Raw genomic sequence first — 16,796 nt, 5'->3', positions numbered from 1 at the left:
TAGGGGGAACAGATATCCTCGACTACGTGAACGCATCTCCTCAGCCGGTCCCCGCTGCAGCCGACCCCCGCAGCACGACCGCAGACCCCAGGCCCACCGACCCCTACGCCGCCGCCAAGGACGCCGCCGCCGCGCTGCGTGCCCTCACCGGCGTCGAGACCCACGACGTGGCGCTGGTGATGGGCTCCGGCTGGGTCCCGGCCGCCGACGAGCTGGGCGAGCCCGACCACGAGTTCCCCATCACCGAGCTGCCCGGCTTCCCGGCGCCCGCCGTGGCCGGCCACTCCGGCAAGGTCCGCTCGATCACCATCGGCGAGACCCGCGCCCTGGTCTTCCTCGGCCGCACCCACTTCTACGAGGGCCACGGCGTCGCCGCCGTCGCCCACGGCGTCCGCACCGCGGTCGCCGCCGGCTGCCGCACGGTCATCCTGACCAACGGCTGCGGCGGGCTCCGCGAGGGCATGGCCGCCGGCCAGCCGGTGCTGATCAGCGACCACATCAACCTCACCGCGGCCTCGCCCATCGTCGGCGCGAACTTCGTGGACCTCACCGACCTGTACTCCTCGCGGCTGCGCGCCCTGTGCCAGGAGATCGACCCCAGCCTCGAAGAGGGCGTCTACGTCCAGTTCCCCGGCCCGCACTACGAGACCCCGGCCGAGATCGGCATGGTCCGCGCCATCGGCGGCGACCTGGTCGGGATGTCGACCACGCTGGAAGCCATCGCCGCCCGCGAGGCCGGCGCCGAGGTGCTGGGCCTGTCCCTGGTCACCAACCTGGCCGCGGGCATCACCGGCGAGCCGCTGAACCACGCCGAGGTCCTGGAGGCCGGCCGCGCCTCCGCCACCCGGATGGGCGCGCTGCTCGCCAAGGTTCTCGAACGGATCTGAGGCACACCCGCTCCCGGGGACACCCGGTCCGAGAGCCACCCGGCCCGAGGCACACCCGGTCCGGACCACACCGGCGACACGGCACGACCCGCATGGCATCCGCCCGAGTCCCGGCGGATGCCATGCTCGTCGTACGGACCCGAACCAGAGAAAGAAGCGACGCGGCGATGACGCTGACCCCCGACACCGACCTGCTCGCCCGGGCCCGTACCTGGCTCGCCGAGGACCCCGACCCGGACACCCGGGCCGAGCTGGGCCACCTCATCGCCGCCGCCGAGGCCTGCGGCGAGGAGGACGCCGCCCGGGCCTGGTCCGAGCTGGCCGAGCGCTTCGCCGGGACGCTGCAGTTCGGCACCGCCGGGCTGCGCGGCGAGATGGGCGCGGGCCCGATGCGGATGAACCGCGACGTGGTCATCCGCGCCGCCGCCGGCCTGGCCCGCTACGTGCGCCGGGACAGCCCGGACGGGCTGGTCGTCATCGGCTACGACGCCCGCCACAAGTCGTACGACTTCGCCCGCGACACCGCCGCCGTGGCAGTCGGCGCGGGCCTGCGCGCCGTGCTGCTGCCCGGTCCGCTGCCCACCCCGGTGCTCGCCTTCGCGGTGCGGCACCTGGGCGCCGCGGCCGGCGTGATGGTCACCGCCAGCCACAACCCGCCCCGGGACAACGGCTACAAGGTCTATCTGGGCGGCGACTTCGGCGGCTCGCAGATCGTCCCGCCGCACGACGCGGGCATCGCCGCCGAGATCGACGCCATCGGCGGACTCGACGAGGTCCCGCGCGCCCTGGACGGATGGCGGGTGCTGACCGAGGCGGAGATCCTGGACCCGTACCTGGCCCGCGCGGTCACCGTGGTCGACCCGCACACCCCGCGCGACCTCGCGGTCGTCTACACCCCGCTGCACGGCGTCGGCCGCGACACGCTGCTGGCCGCGTTCGAGCGGGCCGGCTTCCCGGCCCCGAGCCTGGTCACCGTCCAGGCCGACCCCGACCCCGACTTCCCGACCGTGGGCTTCCCCAACCCGGAGGAGCCCGGCGCGATGGACCTGGCGTTCCAGACCGGGGCCGCCCTCGGCCCGGACGTGATAATCGCCAACGACCCGGACGCCGACCGGCTCGCCGTCGCCGTCCCCGCGCCGGAGACCGAGGCCGGCTGGCGGATGCTGCGCGGTGACGAGGTCGGCGCGCTGCTGGCCGCGCACCTGGTCAGCAAGCACGCCGAGGGCACCTTCGCGACCACCATCGTCTCCTCCTCGCTGCTGTCCCGGATCGCCGAGGCGGCCGGGCTCGGCTACGCGGAGACGCTGACCGGCTTCAAGTGGATCTCGCGCGCCGACGGCCTGCGCTACGGCTACGAGGAGGCCCTCGGTTACTGCGTCGACCCCGACGCGGTCCGGGACAAGGACGGCGTGAGCGCCGCCCTGTCCATCGCCGAGCTCGCCGCCACCCTCAAGCAGAACGGGCGCACCCTCGGCGACCTGCTGGACGACCTGGCCGTGACGCACGGCCTGCACGCCACCGACCAGCTCTCGGTCCGGGTGCACGACCTGACCGTGATCGCCAAGGCGATGGCCCGGCTGCGGGAGCAGCCGCCGCGATCGCTGGCCGGGCTGCGGGTCGACTCGGCGGAGGACCTGGAGCAGGGCAGCGCCGACCTGCCGCCGACCGACGGGCTTCGCTACCGCCTCAGCGGGGAGGGGATCTCGGCCGCCCGGGTGGTGGTCCGCCCGTCCGGGACCGAGCCCAAGCTGAAGTGCTACCTGGAGGTTGTCGTCCCGGTCGGCTCCGGCGACGCCCTCACCGCCGCCCGCGAGTCCGCCGAGCGGCTGCTGGCGTTGGTCAAGCGCGACCTCGCCGCAGCTGCCGGAATCTGACAGCCCCGTCCTCGCGAGCTGTCTAGGGTGGCGGTCATGGCGACCACCAACCACCCAGCAGCCCCGAGCAGCCCGAAGAGCCCGATACCGGGCGCGGACCGGCTGATCGACGTCCCCGGCGTCCGCAATCTCCGCGACGCCGGGGGCTTCCCCGTCCGCGACGGCCGCAGCGTCGGCTGCGGCCTGCTCTACCGCTCGGCCTCGCTCAGCGAGTTGAGCCCGGACGGGGCGGAGCGGCTGGCCCGGCTGGGTCTGCGCACCGTGGTCGACCTGCGCGGCGAGCAGGAACTGGTGCACTGGCCGAACCAGCGGCACGGGCTGGACTTCGAGCTGGTCTCGCTGCCGACGCTGCCTCCGGAGACCGTCCAGAACCCCGACACCGCGGCGGACCTGGCGGACGAGGGCCCCGACGGGGCGCCGGACGACGACAGCCTCGAAGGCCTGTACGCGTTCATGGCGGACACCGCCGGACCGCCGATCGTGGCCTGCGTCCGGCGCCTGATCGCGCCGGGGGCGCTGCCGGCGCTGGTGCACTGCGCCGTCGGCAAGGACCGCACCGGGGTCACCATCGGAGTGATCCTCTCGGCGGTGGGCGTCGCCGCGGAGGACATCGCGGCCGACTACGCCCTGTCCAACCTGGGCCTCGGGCTGCTCGACGGCCCGGTCTTCTACGTGGACGAGTACGGCGCCGAACGCCGCTCGCGCCCGGTCCACCCCGGCCTGCTCAGCCTGTTCCTGGACCGGATCCACAGCCGCCACGGTTCCACCGAGGCCTTCCTGCACGCCCACGGCCTGACCGCGCCGGAGCTGAACCGGCTCCGCGCCCTGCTGCTCACCCCGGACGCCCCGGCGGCCCCGCCCGCGAACGGCTGAACACCTCCGGCTCCGGGCGGCCGAAGTGGTCGCCCGGAGCCGGGGTGCGCGCAGGCCGGCTCCGCGCCGGGACCGGGTCTTCAGGTCGTGGCCGCGCCCGGGTCGGTCAGGCCGGTGGCCGGGTCGGTCAGGTCGTGGCCAGGACGACCAGGGCGACGGCGCCCAGCACGATCGGGGCGATGAAGGCCCAGGTCCAGGTGACGGTGACCGGCTCGGCCGCGGCCCCGCGGGCCCGCCCCGCCTCGGCCAGCTCGTTGAGCTCGGCCACCACGTGGTCGGCCCAGGCCAGCGACGGGTCGATGGTCCCGAACGGGTCGCCGGCCGAGGGGCGGCTGGCGAGCACACCGGGGCCGCCGACCGGGTGGCGCGGGCCCGCGGCCTCGCTGCGGCGCGAGCTCGTGCCGGCCGCGTCACCCTTGGCGATCATCGCCTTGCGGTTGGCCCGCTTCCGCTGCCGCAGCGACACCGGCACGGACCAGAGCTGGTACTTCTTCCCCTCGGTACGCAGTTCCACCGAGAGCGCGGCCTGGATGGACTCGACCGAGCCCCAGGGGACGACGAGGGTGCGCAGCGGGTTGCGGACGATCAGCCGGTCCTGGTTGGCGCGGACGACCGGCCAGAGCGCGAACGCGCTGATGAGCGGCACCAGCGCGACCATGGCCGCCAGGCCGATCCAGGGAGCCCGTCCGCTGCCGTTGACCAGTGCGTCGACGCACAGCCAGAGGGTGATCGCCAGCAGCAGGCCGCCGCCGATCATGCCCGGGACGGACCGGTAGCGGCGGTCCGCGAACGCGGGGCGGACGCCGGACGCCGCATCCGGCGTGGCCGGCCCGGACGCGGCGCTGCCGGCCGGCTCAGACGCGGGGCCTTCGGCCGGGCTGGACGCGGGGCCTTCGGCCGGGCTGCCGGCAGGGCCTTCGGCCGGGTCGGACGCGGGGCGGTCCGCGGGGCCTTCGGCCGGGTCGGACGCGGGGCCGCCGGCGGGGCCCTCAGCGGGGTCAGACGCGGGGCTGCCAGTGGGGCTGTCGGCCGGGCTGGTGGCGGGGCCTTCGGCCGGGCTGGTGGCGGGCTCGGTGCCGGGGGTCTCCCGGCCGGGGGTGTTCTGGCCCTGGGGGTCGCTCATGGTCAACGATTCTGCCTCAGCCCCGCGCGGAGTTCCGGACGGGACGGATTGCGGTATGGCATCGGCACCATGCGCGGCGACTTGCCACTAGCCAATGGCTACGCGCGTAGATATGCTCACCTGGTGAGCATGCCCACCACTCCCCCAGTCGTCACGCCCGCAGGCACCTCTGTCGCCGACGGTGCCCGTGAAAGGCTCGCCGAGGTCGCCTCGTCGGAGGCGACCCTGCGTCGCTTCCTGCACGGGCTGCCAGGAATCGACGCCGTCGGTCTCCAGTCGCGCGCTGCCTCCCTCGGCACCCGGTCCATCAAGACCACCGCCAAGGCGTACGCCATCGACCTGGCCATCTCCATGATCGACCTGACCACGCTGGAGGGTGCGGACACCCCCGGCAAGGTGCGGTCGCTCTGCGCGAAGGCCCTGCGTCCCGACCCGAGCGACCCGACGGCGCCGAGCACGGCCGCCGTCTGCGTCTATCCCGACATGGTCCCCGTTGCCCGCGTCGCCGTCGCAGGCAGCGGGGTCCAGGTGGCCTCCGTCGCCACCGCCTTCCCGTCCGGGCGCGCCGGACTGCCGGTGAAGCTCGCCGACACCGCGGAGGCGGTGGCCGCCGGCGCCGACGAGATCGACATGGTGATCGACCGGGGTGCCTTCCTCTCCGGCCGCTACCTGGAGGTCTTCCAGACGATCCAGGCGGTCAAGGAGGCCTGCGTCCGCCCCGACGGCAGCGCCGCGCACCTGAAGGTGATCTTCGAGACCGGCGAGCTGCAGACCTACGACAACGTGCGCCGGGCGTCCTGGCTGGCGATGATCGCCGGGGCCGACTTCATCAAGACCTCGACCGGCAAGGTCGCCGTCAACGCGACCCCGCCGTCCACCCTGGTGCTGATGGAAGCGGTCCGCGACTTCCGCGCCGCCACCGGCGTGCAGGTGGGCGTGAAGCCGGCCGGGGGTATCCGTACCACCAAGGACGCCATGAAGTACCTGGTCATGGTGAACGAGGTGCTGGGCGACGACTGGCTCACCCCGGACTGGTTCCGCTTCGGCGCCTCCAGCCTGCTCAACGACCTGCTGATGCAGCGTCAGAAGCTGACCACCGGCCGGTACTCCGGTCCCGACTATGTGACGGTGGACTGAGCCGTGGCGAAGAAGAAGACCGACACCACCCCGAGCGCCGCGGCCGCCGAGGCCGCCGCGGACCTCGCGGTCACCGCGGACATCGCAGCCGCGGCGACCTCCGCGGGCGCGCCGCGCACCGGCGGGCGCTCGCTGTTCGACTACGCGCCGGCGCCCGAGTCCCGGGCCGCCGCGGGCGACATCGCGACCTCGTACGGGCACTTCATCGGCGGCGCCTTCGTCGAGAGCACCGGCAGCGAGGCGCTGAAGACGGTGGACCCGGCCACCGAGCAGGTCCTGGCCGAGTTCGCCCAGGGCACCGACGAGGACGTGGAGCGGGCCGTCAAGGCCGCCCGCGACGCGTTCCCCGGCTGGTCCGCGCTGCCCGGCGCGGAGCGCGGCAAGTACCTGTTCCGGATCGCCCGGATCATCCAGGAGCGCTCCCGCGAGCTGGCCGTGCTGGAGTCGATCGACAACGGCAAGCCGATCCGGGAGACCCGCGACGTCGACCTCCCGCTGGTCGCGGCGCACTTCTTCTACTACGCGGGCTGGGCCGACAAGCTGGAGTTCGCCGGCTTCGGCCCGAACCCGCGCCCGGTCGGCGTGGCCGCACAGGTCATCCCGTGGAACTTCCCGCTGATGATGCTGGCGTGGAAGATCGCCCCGGCGCTGGCCACCGGCAACACCGTGGTGCTGAAGCCGGCCGAGACCACCCCGCTGACGGCACTGCGCTTCGCCGACATCTGCGCGCAGGCCGGCCTGCCGGACGGCGTCGTCAACATCATCACCGGCGACGGCCGCACCGGCGCCGCGCTGACCGCCCACCCCGGCGTGGACAAGGTCGCCTTCACCGGCTCCACCGAGGTCGGCCGGTCCATCGCCCGCACCCTCGCCGGCACCCGCACCCGGCTCTCGCTGGAGCTCGGCGGCAAGGCCGCGAACATCGTCTTCGACGACGCGCCGGTCGACCAGGCGGTCGAGGGCATCGTGGACGGCATCTTCTTCAACCAGGGCCACGTCTGCTGCGCCGGTTCACGGCTGCTGGTCCAGGAGTCGGTGCACGACGAGGTCATGGAGGCGCTCAAGCGCCGGATGGCCACGCTGCGGATCGGCGACCCGCTGGACAAGAACACCGACATCGGCGCGATCAACTCCGCGGCGCAGCTGGCCCGGATCCGCGAGCTCACCGCCGCGGGCGAGGCCGAGGGCGCCGAGCGCTGGTCCCCGCCCTGCGAACTGCCGTCCGCCGGCTACTGGTTCCCGCCGACCGTGTTCACCGGCGTCAGCGCCACGCACCGGGTGGCCCGCGAGGAGATCTTCGGCCCGGTGCTGTCCGTGCTGACCTTCCGCACCCCGGAGGAGGCGGTCGCCAAGGCCAACAACACCCCCTTCGGCCTGTCGGCCGGCGTCTGGACCGAGAAGGGCTCGCGCATCCTCTGGATGGCGTCGAAGCTCCGGGCCGGCGTGGTGTGGTCCAACACCTTCAACAAGTTCGACCCGACCTCGCCCTTCGGCGGCTACAAGGAGTCGGGCTACGGCCGCGAGGGCGGTCGCCATGGTCTGGAGGCCTACCTCAATGTCTGAAGCCTCGGTGTCCGACCCGGTGCTCCGTACCGACGCCAGCCGGCGAATCAAGGTGAGCAAGACCTACAAGCTCTTCGTCGGCGGGAAGTTCCCCCGCTCCGAGAGCGGACGGGTGTACGAGGTGACCGACCGCAAGACCGGCGACTGGATCGCCAACGTCCCGCTGGGCACCCGGAAGGACACCCGCGACGCGGTCGGCGCGGCCCGCAAGGCCTTCGGCGGCTGGTCCGGGACGACCGCGTACAACCGCGGCCAGATCCTCTACCGCGCGGCCGAGATGCTGGAGGGCCGCCGCGAGCAGTTCGCCGCCGAGGTCGCGGCGAGCGAGGGCGTCAGCGCCAGGAAGGCCGCCGTGCTGGTCGACGCGGCCATCGACCGCTGGGTCTGGTACGCGGGCTGGACCGACAAGGTCGCCCAGATCGCCGGCGCGGCCAACCCGGTCGCCGGTCCGTACTTCAACCTGTCCACCCCGGAGCCCACCGGCGTGGTCGGCGTCGTCGCGCCGCAGACCGGCAACGGCTTCTCGCTGCTCGGCCTGGTCTCCGCGATCGCCCCGGTGATCGCCACCGGCAACACGGCCGTGGTGGCGCTCGCCGCCGACGCGCCGTTGCCGGGACTGACCCTGGGCGAGGTGCTGGCGACCTCCGACCTCCCCGGCGGCGTGGTCAACCTGATCTCCGGCCGCACCGCGGACATCGCCCCGACCCTCGCCTCGCACCAGGATGTGAACGCGCTGGACCTGACTGGAGTGATTTCCCTCGAAGGCCACGGCTCGGCGCAGGTTCTCGAAGCGCTCGCAGCGGATACTCTTAAACGTGTACGGCGTTCCGACGTCACCGACGACTGGACCGCCGCCCCGGGTACCGAACGACTGCTGGCCTTCCTGGAGACCAAGACGGTCTGGCACCCGATGGGAATCTGACCCCCCCGAGTCAGACTCCCCCGCAGACCGGGCGGCCCGCCCCACCCCCCCTGGGCCCGGCCGCCCGCTGAGAACGGGCACGCGCTCCTCCCCCCCGAGCGCGTGCTCGTTCGCGTTTCCGATAGTGCTCCTGTCGAATCAACGCTGAATCAACGCCTCCGCACGGGAGGATGACGGGCATGAGCGACACCGGCTACTCGGGAACCCCGCTGGCGCGGAAACTGCGGATCAAGGAGGGGCACCGGGTGGCGCTGGTGCATCCCCCGAAGGGGTGGGAGATCCCGGAGCCACCGCCCGGCGTGGTGGTGCTGAGCGGGGCGGGGCCGGTCACGGACGCGGACGTCACGGTGGCCTTCTTCACCTCCGCCGAGCAGCTGCGGGCCGAGGCGGCCGGGCTGGTGGCCGCGCTGCGTCCGACCGGCTGCCTGTGGATCGCCCGGCCCAGGACGGCGGCCGGCCACCGCAGTGACATCACCGAGACCCTGCTGCGCGAGCTGCTGCTGCCGACCGGCGTGGTGGACGTCAAAGTCGCGGCGCTCGGCACGGACTGGTCCGGCCTCGCCTTCGTCTGGCGGGTGGTGAACCGGCCGCGCTGATGCGTCAGACTGGTGACCCGTGAGCAGCGATCCCGTGAACAGTCCGAAGGTCCTCCCCTCCGCCCGTGTGGTCCTGCTCTGCGGACCTTCCGGGTCGGGGAAGTCGACGCTGGCCGAGCGGGCCGGACTGCCGGTGCTGCAGCTCGACGACTTCTACAAGGACGGCGACGACCCGACCCTCCCGCAGCTCCCGGACGGCGGCGGGACCGACTGGGACCACCCCGGCTCCTGGCACGGCGACGACGCGATGGCGGCGATCCGCGCGCTCTGCGGCGAGGGCCGCACCGAGGTGCCGGTGTACTCGATCCCCGCCAACGGCCGGGTGGGAACGCACACCCTCGGCCTGGCCGGGGCCGGGGCGTTCATCGCCGAGGGGATCTTCGCGGCCGAGATCGTACGGCGCTGCGAGGCCGAGGGGCTGCTCGGCGCCGCCCTGTGCCTGCGGAACCGGCCGCTGACCACGGCGTGGCGGCGGTTCCGCCGCGACGTCAGGGAGCGTCGCAAGTCCGTCCCGTACCTGCTGCACCGGGGCTGGCGGCTGATGCGCGCGGAGCGCGGGATCGTCGCCCGGCAGGTCGCCCAGGGCGCGTACGCCTGCGACGGCGGTGAGGCGCTGGCCCGGATCCAGCTGGCGCAGGCCGAGCCCAGGATCCTCAGCACCGCGCACTGACGACGCCACCCGGACCCACCGACCGCGCGCACGCACGGGGCTGAGGCCGCGCGGGGTGCCGGGCCGGAACGCACGGAACGGGCGCGGCGTCCCTCCCCCGAGGTTGCCGTGCCCGTTCCGTCCCCCTGTCGCCGCCGGCCTCCCCGTGCCTGCGGCTCCCCCCGTGGTCCACGGGAGTGCGAGCACCGTGATCCCCCCGGATCACGGGACTCCCCGTGGTCGAACGTCCCGTCAGGCGACCAGGTCGCCGAAGGCCCTGCCGAGGTCGCCGTCACGCGACGCCAGGGCCTCGTCCTCGCGCAGCCGCCGCAGCGCGCGCCAGATGCTGCTCTTCACCGTGCCGACGCTGATGTTCAGCACGTCGGCGATCTCCGGGTCGGTGCGGCCCTCGTAGTAGCGGAGCACCAGCATGGTGCGCTGCGTCTCCGGAAGCTTGGCCAGCGCCTGCCACAGGACGGCGCGCAGCTCGGTGCCGCCCATGGCGTCGGTGTCGCCGACGGTCTCCGGCATCTCCTCGGTCGGGTACTCGTTGACCTTGCGGCGGCGCCACGCGGAGATGTGCAGGTTGGTCATGGTGCGGCGCATGTACCCGCCGACCGCGCCCTTGTCGCTGATCCGGTCCCAGGCCCGGTAGGTGCTGAAGAGCGCGCTCTGCAGCAGGTCCTCGGCGGCGAAGCGGTCGCCGGTCAGGTGGTACGCGGTGGCGTACAGGGAGGCGCGGCGCTCCCGGACGTACGCCGAGAACTCCTCCTCGTTGCTGATGCCCGAGGGCTCCCCCGGCGCACCTCCCTGGACGCCGACCACGGCGACGGCCTGCGTGGCGGCGGGCTCCCCCGAACCACTCGCCTGCTGACCGTTCTCTCCGGTCCCCGCCGGGAGCTCGCGGACGGTGATGCCGCGCACCACTCCGCGAAGCGTGAGCGTCATCGTCGTCGACGTCTCGTGCGTGCCGTGGGCGGCGTGGCGGCCGCCGTGGGACTGGCAGTGGTGTGACTGGCAGTGGTGGTGCTGCTGTGCCGTGTGCAGGGGGCGCGCGGCACGAAGTGCCGTGGCGCTCCGGGCCTCGATGACTGCGTTCATGGTGCGCTCCCTGGTGGACGACTGTGCTGGGTGTCGGTGTCCCCCGACTTCCGACAACCAGAAGCTTGCCCTGGCGGCGTCATGGCGGTGTCCGCCGACTGTCACAGGCCTGTCACAGAGCACCGGGTGACCCGTCACCGGCGGGCGGGGTCGATCGCCGTGCCCCGGATGGGCCACAATGGCCCGCGTGTCACATCTGCTGCTGATCGAGGACGACGACGCCATCCGCACGGGCCTGGAGCTCGCGCTGACCCGGCAGGGCCATCAGGTGTCCGCCGCCGCATCCGGCGAGGACGGCCTGCGGATGTTCAAGGAGAAGCGTCCCGACCTGATCGTGCTGGACGTCATGCTGCCGGGCATCGACGGCTTCGAGGTCTGCCGCCGGATCCGGCGCGGCGACCAGTTGCCGATCATCCTGCTCACGGCCCGCAGCGACGACATCGACGTGGTCGTGGGCCTGGAGTCGGGCGCGGACGACTACGTGGTCAAGCCGGTGCAGCCGCGGGTGCTGGACGCCCGGATCAGGGCGGTGCTGCGCCGCGGCGAGCGGGAGAGCTCGGACTCCTCGGCCTACGGGGACGTGGTGATCGACCGCAGCGCGATGACGGTCACCAAGGCGGGCGTGGACCTGCAGCTGACGCCGACCGAGCTGCGGCTGCTGCTGGAGCTCAGCCAGCGCCCCGGCCAGGCCCTGTCCCGGCAGCAGTTGCTGCGGCTGGTCTGGGAGCACGACTACCTGGGCGACTCGCGGCTGGTGGACGCCTGCGTGCAGCGGCTGCGGGCGAAGGTGGAGGATGTGCCGTCGGCCCCGACGCTGATCCGCACGGTCCGCGGGGTCGGCTACCGGCTCGACCCGCCGCAGTGACGGTTCGCCACACGCCCGACCGGGACCCCGGCCGCACCGGCCGGATCTGATCTGACCTGACCTGACGTGACCAGACCCGAAGCGACCAGACCCTGACCACCATGCCAGCAGAGAGCCCGAGCGGCGAAGACCACGTGACGGATGACCAGAAGGCCCGGCCCTGGGCGCGGCTGCTGCGGGGCCTGCGGATGACCTCGCTGCGGATACGGCTGATCGCCGTGTTCGCGCTGGTGGCGCTCGCCGCCGCGGTGTCCGCCTCGGGGATCGCGTACTGGCTGAACCGCGACGCGGTGCTGACCCGTACCCAGGACTCCGCGCTGTCGGACTTCCGCAGCTCGCTCAGCCGTACCGTCACCAACATGCCGCTGCATCCGACCTGCACGCAGTGGGATCTGGCGGCGAGGGTGCTGGCGCACTCGGGACTGCAGTACGACGTGCTGATCGTCGCACCGGGCTGCACCGTGATGTCGAACCCGACGCTGAACGCCGACGTGCTCCCGGCCGCGCTCCAGCGCCAGGTGAACCAGCCGTGCGAGCGCTGCACCATCGCACCGGGCCAGTACCACCTGTTCTGGCAGCGGATCACCGTCCAGGGCACCCCCTACGTGGTCGGCGGCACCCGGGTGGTGCCCACCGGTCCCACCGCCTACATGTTCCGGTCGCTGGACGGTGAGCGCCGCGACCTCGACTCGCTGGCCTGGTCGCTGGGCATCGCGACGCTGCTGGCGCTGGTCGGCTCGGCGCTGCTGGCGCAGGCCGCGGCGTCCACGGTGCTGCGTCCGGTGGCGCGGCTGGGCGACGCGGCACGGCAGCTCGGCGCGGGCCATCTGGACACCCGGCTGGAGGTGAGCGGCGCCGCCGAGCTCGCCGACCTGTCGCAGACCTTCAACCAGACCGCGGAGGCCCTGCAGGCGCAGGTCGAGGAGCTGAGCGCGCGTGAGCACGCCAGCCGACGGTTCGTCGCCGACATGTCGCACGAGCTGCGGACGCCGCTGACCGCGATGACCGCGGTGACGGACATCCTGGAGGACGAAGCGGACTCGCTGGACCCGATGATCGCCCCGGCCGTCCGGCTGGTGGTGAGCGAGACCCGCCGGCTCACCGAGCTGGTGGAGAACCTGATGGAGGTCACCCGCTTCGACGCGGGCACGGCGAAGGTCGTCCTGGACGACATCGACGTCTCGGACCTGATCATGTCCTGCATCGACACCCGGGCCTGGCTGGACGCGGTCGAGCTGGACGCCCCGCGCGGCATCGTGGCCCGGGTGGACCCGCGCCGGGTGGACGTGATCCTGGCGAACCTGATCGGCAACGCGCTCAAGCACGGCGGCTCGCCGGTGCGGGTCCAGGTGCGGGTGGCCTCCGCCACGGGTGCGGTCGAGCCCGGCGACACGGGTGCGGACCCGGCGGGGTCCGAGCTGGAGGTGCGGGTCACCGACGGCGGTCCGGGCATCCCCGAGGACGTGCTCCCGCATGTCTTCGACCGCTTCTTCAAGGCCGACGCGGCCCGGCGGCGGTCCGAGGGCAGCGGCCTCGGACTGTCCATCGCGATGGAGAACGCCCGGATCCACGGCGGGACGATCACCGCCGCGAACGCCCCCGCCGGTTCCGGCGCGGGAGCGGTGTTCACGCTGCGGCTGCCGATGGCGCCGGCCGTGGCGGCCGGCCACCCGCTCGCCGCCGACGGCGGCCCGAGCGTCCCGCCCCCGGGGGCCACGCACGGCGGAGGCAGGCCCGGCGCGGACCGCGACGGGGACGACACCGGGGGCGGCACGAAGGGCGACAGCGCGTGAGGCGGCACACAGCGGTGATGGACGGCGGCGGCGCACGGCCCCGGACGAGGGCGGCGGCCTGCGGGCTGCTGGTCGCCGTACCGGCGGCGCTGATGCTGCTGCTCAGCGGCTGCGGCATCCGCGACACCAGCGTGCCGGTCGACGCCGGTGAGGCCGCGTCGCGGACGGCCTGCCCGCCGTCGCCGAACGCGACGCTGACCGTGCTGGAGCACGACGAGAGCTGGATGCCGCTGCCCACGGCCTACCCGTGGCCGGAACCCACCGGCACCGCTCAGGTGGTGTGGCCGGCCGCATCGGCGCAGGCGTCGAAGGAGGCCCTCGCCCGGAAGCAGGCGACCCGGGCGACCCCGACGGCCTCCCCGGCCACGTCGGCCAGCCCGGCGGCCACCGCGCCCGACGGGACCCTGGCCTGCCTGCACGACCCGACCACCCCGGCCGGCAGCGGGACCGGCCAGTCCGGCGCCACCGGGTCGTCCACCGGGTCGTCCGGAGCAGACGGAACCACGGGGACGGCCGGGTCGTCGGGGACGAGCGGAACAGACGGAACGACGGGATCGACGGCAGGGTCCGGAACGCCGGGGACGACAGGACCGACCCCCGCACCCTGACCCGGTCGTTCCCGCGAGAGCCACGGAACCGCTACCAGCAGCGAGCGCGTCCTCACCGACGTGCAGCGAGGAGGCACCGGCGTGCGAACCGGTATCGAGCCAGGGTCCCCACGATGGGACCTGTCCGGCAGTCCGGCGACCGTCCACCGGAGTGCCCGGCGGCTGGGCCTGCTCCTGCTGGCCGTGCACCTGGGGCTGGTGGTCTGGGCCGCGCTGCGGCCGGTCTCCGCGATGTGGATGGCCGACACCAATCTGACGCCGTTCGCCTCCGTCCACGCCGAGCTGGCCGCCGGGACGGCGACCTCGTACCTCGCGCTGCTGCGGGGCGTGCTGCTGCTCGCCCCGCTGGGTGTGCTGCTGCCACTGGCGGGCGGCCGGCTGGACTCGGCGACGCTGCCGTCGCTGCTGCGCACGGTCTTCGCGGGCGTGCTGATCGCCACCGGCGTGGAGGGACTGGAGTCCAGCCTGACCAGCAATCTGCTGAACGTCGACGACGTGCTGCTGGCCGCGGTGGGGATCACGGTCACCCACCTCGCCGTCGTCCCGGCCGCCCGGGCGGCGCTGCGCCGGCGCGAGCGCTCGCGCCGCGCGGCCGCCACCCCGCGCGCGCCCTTCGAGATCGCCCACTCCGCACGCTAGGCGCGGCCCGCGCGCGGCGGAACCCGTTCTCGGGGGTGACCCTGAGCGGCCCCCGAGGCCGGGGTCATCCCGGAGCGGGGGCGGGCAGGGGACCGAATCGTCGGGCAGGGGGAGGGTTCGCCGCTCTTCCGGCGGGAGGCTTGAAGCATCAGGCCGAAGCCCGACGAGATCCCCACGGAGGACCCCATGTCCGCGACCACCCTCTCCCGGCCCCGCCACAACCGCATGATCGGCGGCGTCTGCGCCGGCATCGCGGCGCGCTTCGGCGTCAGCGCGTTCACGGTGCGTGTGCTGTTCCTGCTGTCCTGCCTGCTGCCCGGACCGCAGTTCCTGATCTACCTCGCACTGTGGCTGCTGCTCCCGCAGGAGCCCTGACCCGGCGGCCGACCGGCGCTCAGCCCAGCGGGCTGGCGGGCAGGCTCTGGGCGACCGGGCCGAGGCCGTCCTGGACACCGGGCAGACCGCCGACCACCGGCACGCTGCTCAGCGGGCCGGGCAGGGCCCGGGTGGGGGCGACCGAGGTCAGGTTCCCGGTGCCGACGTCCTTCAGCGCGGGGACGGCCGAGGTCGCGCTCTGCACCGCCGGGGCGGCGGTGTTGATCAGGCCCTGGGCCGCACCGGTGGCCGTGTGCAGGCTGCCGCTCGACGGGTTGAGCAGTTGCTGGGCGCCCGTCTGGCCGCCGGTCGCCGAGGTCATCCCGCCGACCGGGAGGCCGTCCGCGCCGATGCCGCTGACCGAGCCGCCGACTCCGTCCGCGAACGCGGGGGTGATGGCGGCCGCGGCGAGCGCGACACCGAGCACAGCGGTTCCGGCGGCCTGGAGCGTTGCCTTCTTCATGAGCTGTTTCCTCGTGTCCTTGGAGGGGACGGCACCGGGAGCCGGGTTCGACTACTCCGCGTGCTCGACTGGCGGCCCAAGGTATCCACGAGGCGCATTCCGCCCCAAATCCCCCGTCCCCTGATCGGCCTAACGGCCCGCGCACCGGGCAGCGCCCGGCGGCGGACCGTCAGCCGTCGACCGGACCGCGGACGCTCAGCCCCGCAGCTCGGCGTAGCCGGGCTTGATCACGTCGTTGATCAGCGCCAGCCGCTCGTCGAAGGGCAGGAAGGCCGACTTCATCGCGTTGACGGTGAACCAGCGCAGGTCGTCCACGGTGTAGTCGAACGCCTCGACCAGGTGCTCGAACTCGCGGCTCAGGGTGGTGCCGCTCATCAGGCGGTTGTCGGTGTTGACGGTGACCCGGAAGTACAGGTTCCGCAGCAGCCCGATCGGGTGCTCCGCGTAGGAGGTCGCGGCACCGGTCTGCAGGTTGGAGGTCGGGCACATCTCCAGCGGGATCCGCTTGTCGCGCACGTAGGACGCGAGCCGGCCCAGCTTGACGCCGCCGTCCTGGGCCACCGAGATGTCGTCGATGATCCGCACGCCGTGGCCGAGCCGGTCCGCGCCGCAGCACTGCAGCGCCTCCCAGATCGACGGCAGACCGAAGGCCTCGCCGGCGTGGATGGTGAAGTGGTTGTTCTCGCGCTTGAGGTAGTCGAAGGCGTCGAGGTGGCGGGTCGGCGGGTGGCCCGCCTCGGCACCCGCGATGTCGAAGCCGACGACGCCCGCGTCACGGTGGCGGTTCGCCAGTTCGGCGATCTCCAGGGACCGGGCGGCGTGCCGCATCGCGGTGATCAGGGTGCCGATCCGGATCTGCCGCCCCCTGGCGGCGGCCCGGGCCTCGCCGAGGCGGAAGCCCTCGTTCACGGCCTCGACCACCTCGTCCAGGCTCAGCCCGCGCTCCAGGTGCTGCTCGGGGGCGTAGCGCACCTCGGCGTAGACGATCCCGTCGTCGGCGAGGTCCTCGGCGCAGTCGGCGGCGACCCGGACCAGCGCCTCGCGGGTCTGCATCACCGCGCAGGTGTGGGCGAAGGTCTCCAGGTAGCGGACCAGCGAGCCGGAGTCGGCGGCCTCGCGGAACCACTCGCCGAGCGCGACCGGGTCGGGCTGCTTGCCGTTCTCGAAGCCGGGGAGGTCCTCGTACCCGATCGCCTCCGCCAGCTCGACGATGGTCTGCGGGCGCAGCCCGCCGTCGAGGTGGTCGTGCAGCAGCACCTTGGGGGCGCGACGGATCTCGTCGGGCGTGGGGATACGGACGGGGGCAGGGGTGTGGGCGGTCTCCATCG

At 73.5% G+C, this 16,796-nt stretch carries 17 protein-coding genes; 13 read left to right on the top strand and 4 right to left on the bottom strand.

The window, feature by feature from the left end:
* The first annotated feature begins 26 nt into the window (after window positions 1–26).
* From ABH925_RS22840 to ABH925_RS22830, 3 genes are all read left to right on the top strand, one after another.
* Entirely contained in the window at window positions 27–887 is an 861-nt protein-coding gene (locus tag ABH925_RS22840; protein WP_370150658.1) for a purine-nucleoside phosphorylase, read from the top strand.
* A 167-nt stretch (window positions 888–1,054) separates the two neighbouring features.
* Complete coding sequence (locus tag ABH925_RS22835; RefSeq protein WP_370150657.1) at window positions 1,055–2,761, top strand: phospho-sugar mutase; 1,707 nt, start codon at window positions 1,055–1,057, stop codon at window positions 2,759–2,761.
* Window positions 2,762–2,797: 36 nt separating this feature from the next.
* Window positions 2,798–3,634, top strand: a complete 837-nt coding sequence (locus ABH925_RS22830; RefSeq protein WP_370150656.1) for a tyrosine-protein phosphatase — start codon at window positions 2,798–2,800, stop codon at window positions 3,632–3,634.
* 127 nt (window positions 3,635–3,761) lie between these two features.
* Here ABH925_RS22830 and ABH925_RS22825 read toward each other — a convergent pair whose 3' ends face one another.
* Window positions 3,762–4,757: a PH domain-containing protein gene (locus ABH925_RS22825; RefSeq protein WP_370150655.1), complete on the bottom strand. Its 996-nt coding sequence runs from the start codon at window positions 4,755–4,757 to the stop codon at window positions 3,762–3,764.
* Window positions 4,758–4,886: 129 nt separating this feature from the next.
* On the opposite strand from ABH925_RS22825, the gene deoC reads away from it, so the two are divergent.
* The 5 genes from deoC (at window position 4,887) to ABH925_RS22800 (ending at window position 9,645) form a co-directional block, all read left to right on the top strand.
* Entirely contained in the window at window positions 4,887–5,894 is a 1,008-nt protein-coding gene (gene deoC / locus ABH925_RS22820; RefSeq protein ID WP_370150749.1) for a deoxyribose-phosphate aldolase, read from the top strand.
* Between the two features lie 132 nt (window positions 5,895–6,026).
* Entirely contained in the window at window positions 6,027–7,457 is a 1,431-nt protein-coding gene (locus tag ABH925_RS22815; RefSeq protein WP_370150748.1) for an aldehyde dehydrogenase family protein, read from the top strand.
* Window positions 7,450–8,379, top strand: a complete 930-nt coding sequence (locus tag ABH925_RS22810) for an aldehyde dehydrogenase (RefSeq protein ID WP_370150654.1) — start codon at window positions 7,450–7,452, stop codon at window positions 8,377–8,379. The genes ABH925_RS22815 and ABH925_RS22810 overlap by 8 nt, the downstream gene beginning before the upstream one ends.
* Window positions 8,380–8,558: 179 nt before the next feature.
* Window positions 8,559–8,975, top strand: a complete 417-nt coding sequence (locus ABH925_RS22805; protein WP_370150653.1) for a DUF3052 domain-containing protein — start codon at window positions 8,559–8,561, stop codon at window positions 8,973–8,975.
* Between the two features lie 19 nt (window positions 8,976–8,994).
* The gene (locus ABH925_RS22800) at window positions 8,995–9,645 is read left to right on the top strand and encodes an ATP-binding protein (RefSeq protein WP_370150652.1); all 651 of its coding nucleotides are present in this window, start codon (window positions 8,995–8,997) and stop codon (window positions 9,643–9,645) included.
* Between the two features lie 231 nt (window positions 9,646–9,876).
* On the opposite strand, the gene ABH925_RS22795 is transcribed toward ABH925_RS22800, so the two are convergent.
* A complete protein-coding gene (locus ABH925_RS22795; protein ID WP_370150747.1) occupies window positions 9,877–10,572 on the bottom strand; it encodes a SigE family RNA polymerase sigma factor in 696 nt (231 codons plus the stop codon).
* A 340-nt stretch (window positions 10,573–10,912) separates the two neighbouring features.
* Here ABH925_RS22795 and ABH925_RS22790 point away from each other — a divergent pair, with 340 nt between their 5' ends.
* From ABH925_RS22790 to ABH925_RS22770, 5 genes are all read left to right on the top strand, one after another.
* Window positions 10,913–11,590 carry a response regulator gene (locus ABH925_RS22790; protein WP_370150651.1) on the top strand — a complete coding sequence of 226 codons (678 nt, stop codon included), beginning with the start codon at window positions 10,913–10,915 and terminating at the stop codon, window positions 11,588–11,590.
* 101 nt (window positions 11,591–11,691) lie between these two features.
* Window positions 11,692–13,383 (top strand): ATP-binding protein, encoded by a 1,692-nt coding sequence (locus tag ABH925_RS22785; protein ID WP_370150649.1) that lies wholly within the window; start codon window positions 11,692–11,694, stop codon window positions 13,381–13,383.
* Window positions 13,380–13,991: a hypothetical protein gene (locus tag ABH925_RS22780; protein WP_370150648.1), complete on the top strand. Its 612-nt coding sequence runs from the start codon at window positions 13,380–13,382 to the stop codon at window positions 13,989–13,991. The genes ABH925_RS22785 and ABH925_RS22780 overlap by 4 nt, the downstream gene beginning before the upstream one ends.
* 81 nt (window positions 13,992–14,072) lie before the next feature.
* Window positions 14,073–14,630, top strand: a complete 558-nt coding sequence (locus ABH925_RS22775; RefSeq protein ID WP_370150647.1) for a VanZ family protein — start codon at window positions 14,073–14,075, stop codon at window positions 14,628–14,630.
* 186 nt (window positions 14,631–14,816) lie between these two features.
* A complete protein-coding gene (locus ABH925_RS22770) occupies window positions 14,817–15,005 on the top strand; it encodes a PspC domain-containing protein (protein ID WP_370150646.1) in 189 nt (62 codons plus the stop codon).
* A gap of 19 nt (window positions 15,006–15,024) precedes the next feature.
* Here the strand turns inward: ABH925_RS22770 and ABH925_RS22765 are convergent, their stop codons facing one another.
* Both ABH925_RS22765 and ABH925_RS22760 read right to left on the bottom strand, forming a co-directional pair.
* A complete protein-coding gene (locus ABH925_RS22765) occupies window positions 15,025–15,468 on the bottom strand; it encodes a hypothetical protein (RefSeq protein ID WP_370150645.1) in 444 nt (147 codons plus the stop codon).
* A 195-nt stretch (window positions 15,469–15,663) separates the two neighbouring features.
* Window positions 15,664–16,794, bottom strand: a complete 1,131-nt coding sequence (locus ABH925_RS22760; RefSeq protein ID WP_370150644.1) for an adenosine deaminase — start codon at window positions 16,792–16,794, stop codon at window positions 15,664–15,666.
* Window positions 16,795–16,796: the final 2 nt, after the last annotated feature.

Source organism: Streptacidiphilus sp. EB129 (assembly GCF_041262645.1).
Classification (GTDB): Bacteria; Actinomycetota; Actinomycetes; order Streptomycetales; family Streptomycetaceae; genus Streptacidiphilus.
This window is presented reverse-complemented; position numbering and strand designations above follow the sequence as displayed.

Coding starts and splice junctions, on each gene's coding strand:
- ABH925_RS22835 (WP_370150657.1), top strand. CDS start 1,055: ATGACGCTGACCCCCGACACCGACCTGCTCGCCCGGGCCCGTACCTGG.
- ABH925_RS22830 (WP_370150656.1), top strand. CDS start 2,798: ATGGCGACCACCAACCACCCAGCAGCCCCGAGCAGCCCGAAGAGCCCG.
- ABH925_RS22825 (WP_370150655.1), bottom strand. CDS start 4,757: ATGAGCGACCCCCAGGGCCAGAACACCCCCGGCCGGGAGACCCCCGGC.
- deoC (WP_370150749.1), top strand. CDS start 4,887: ATGCCCACCACTCCCCCAGTCGTCACGCCCGCAGGCACCTCTGTCGCC.
- ABH925_RS22810 (WP_370150654.1), top strand. CDS start 7,450: ATGTCTGAAGCCTCGGTGTCCGACCCGGTGCTCCGTACCGACGCCAGC.
- ABH925_RS22805 (WP_370150653.1), top strand. CDS start 8,559: ATGAGCGACACCGGCTACTCGGGAACCCCGCTGGCGCGGAAACTGCGG.
- ABH925_RS22795 (WP_370150747.1), bottom strand. CDS start 10,572: ATGACGCTCACGCTTCGCGGAGTGGTGCGCGGCATCACCGTCCGCGAG.
- ABH925_RS22785 (WP_370150649.1), top strand. CDS start 11,692: ATGCCAGCAGAGAGCCCGAGCGGCGAAGACCACGTGACGGATGACCAG.
- ABH925_RS22770 (WP_370150646.1), top strand. CDS start 14,817: ATGTCCGCGACCACCCTCTCCCGGCCCCGCCACAACCGCATGATCGGC.
- ABH925_RS22765 (WP_370150645.1), bottom strand. CDS start 15,468: ATGAAGAAGGCAACGCTCCAGGCCGCCGGAACCGCTGTGCTCGGTGTC.
- ABH925_RS22760 (WP_370150644.1), bottom strand. CDS start 16,794: ATGGAGACCGCCCACACCCCTGCCCCCGTCCGTATCCCCACGCCCGAC.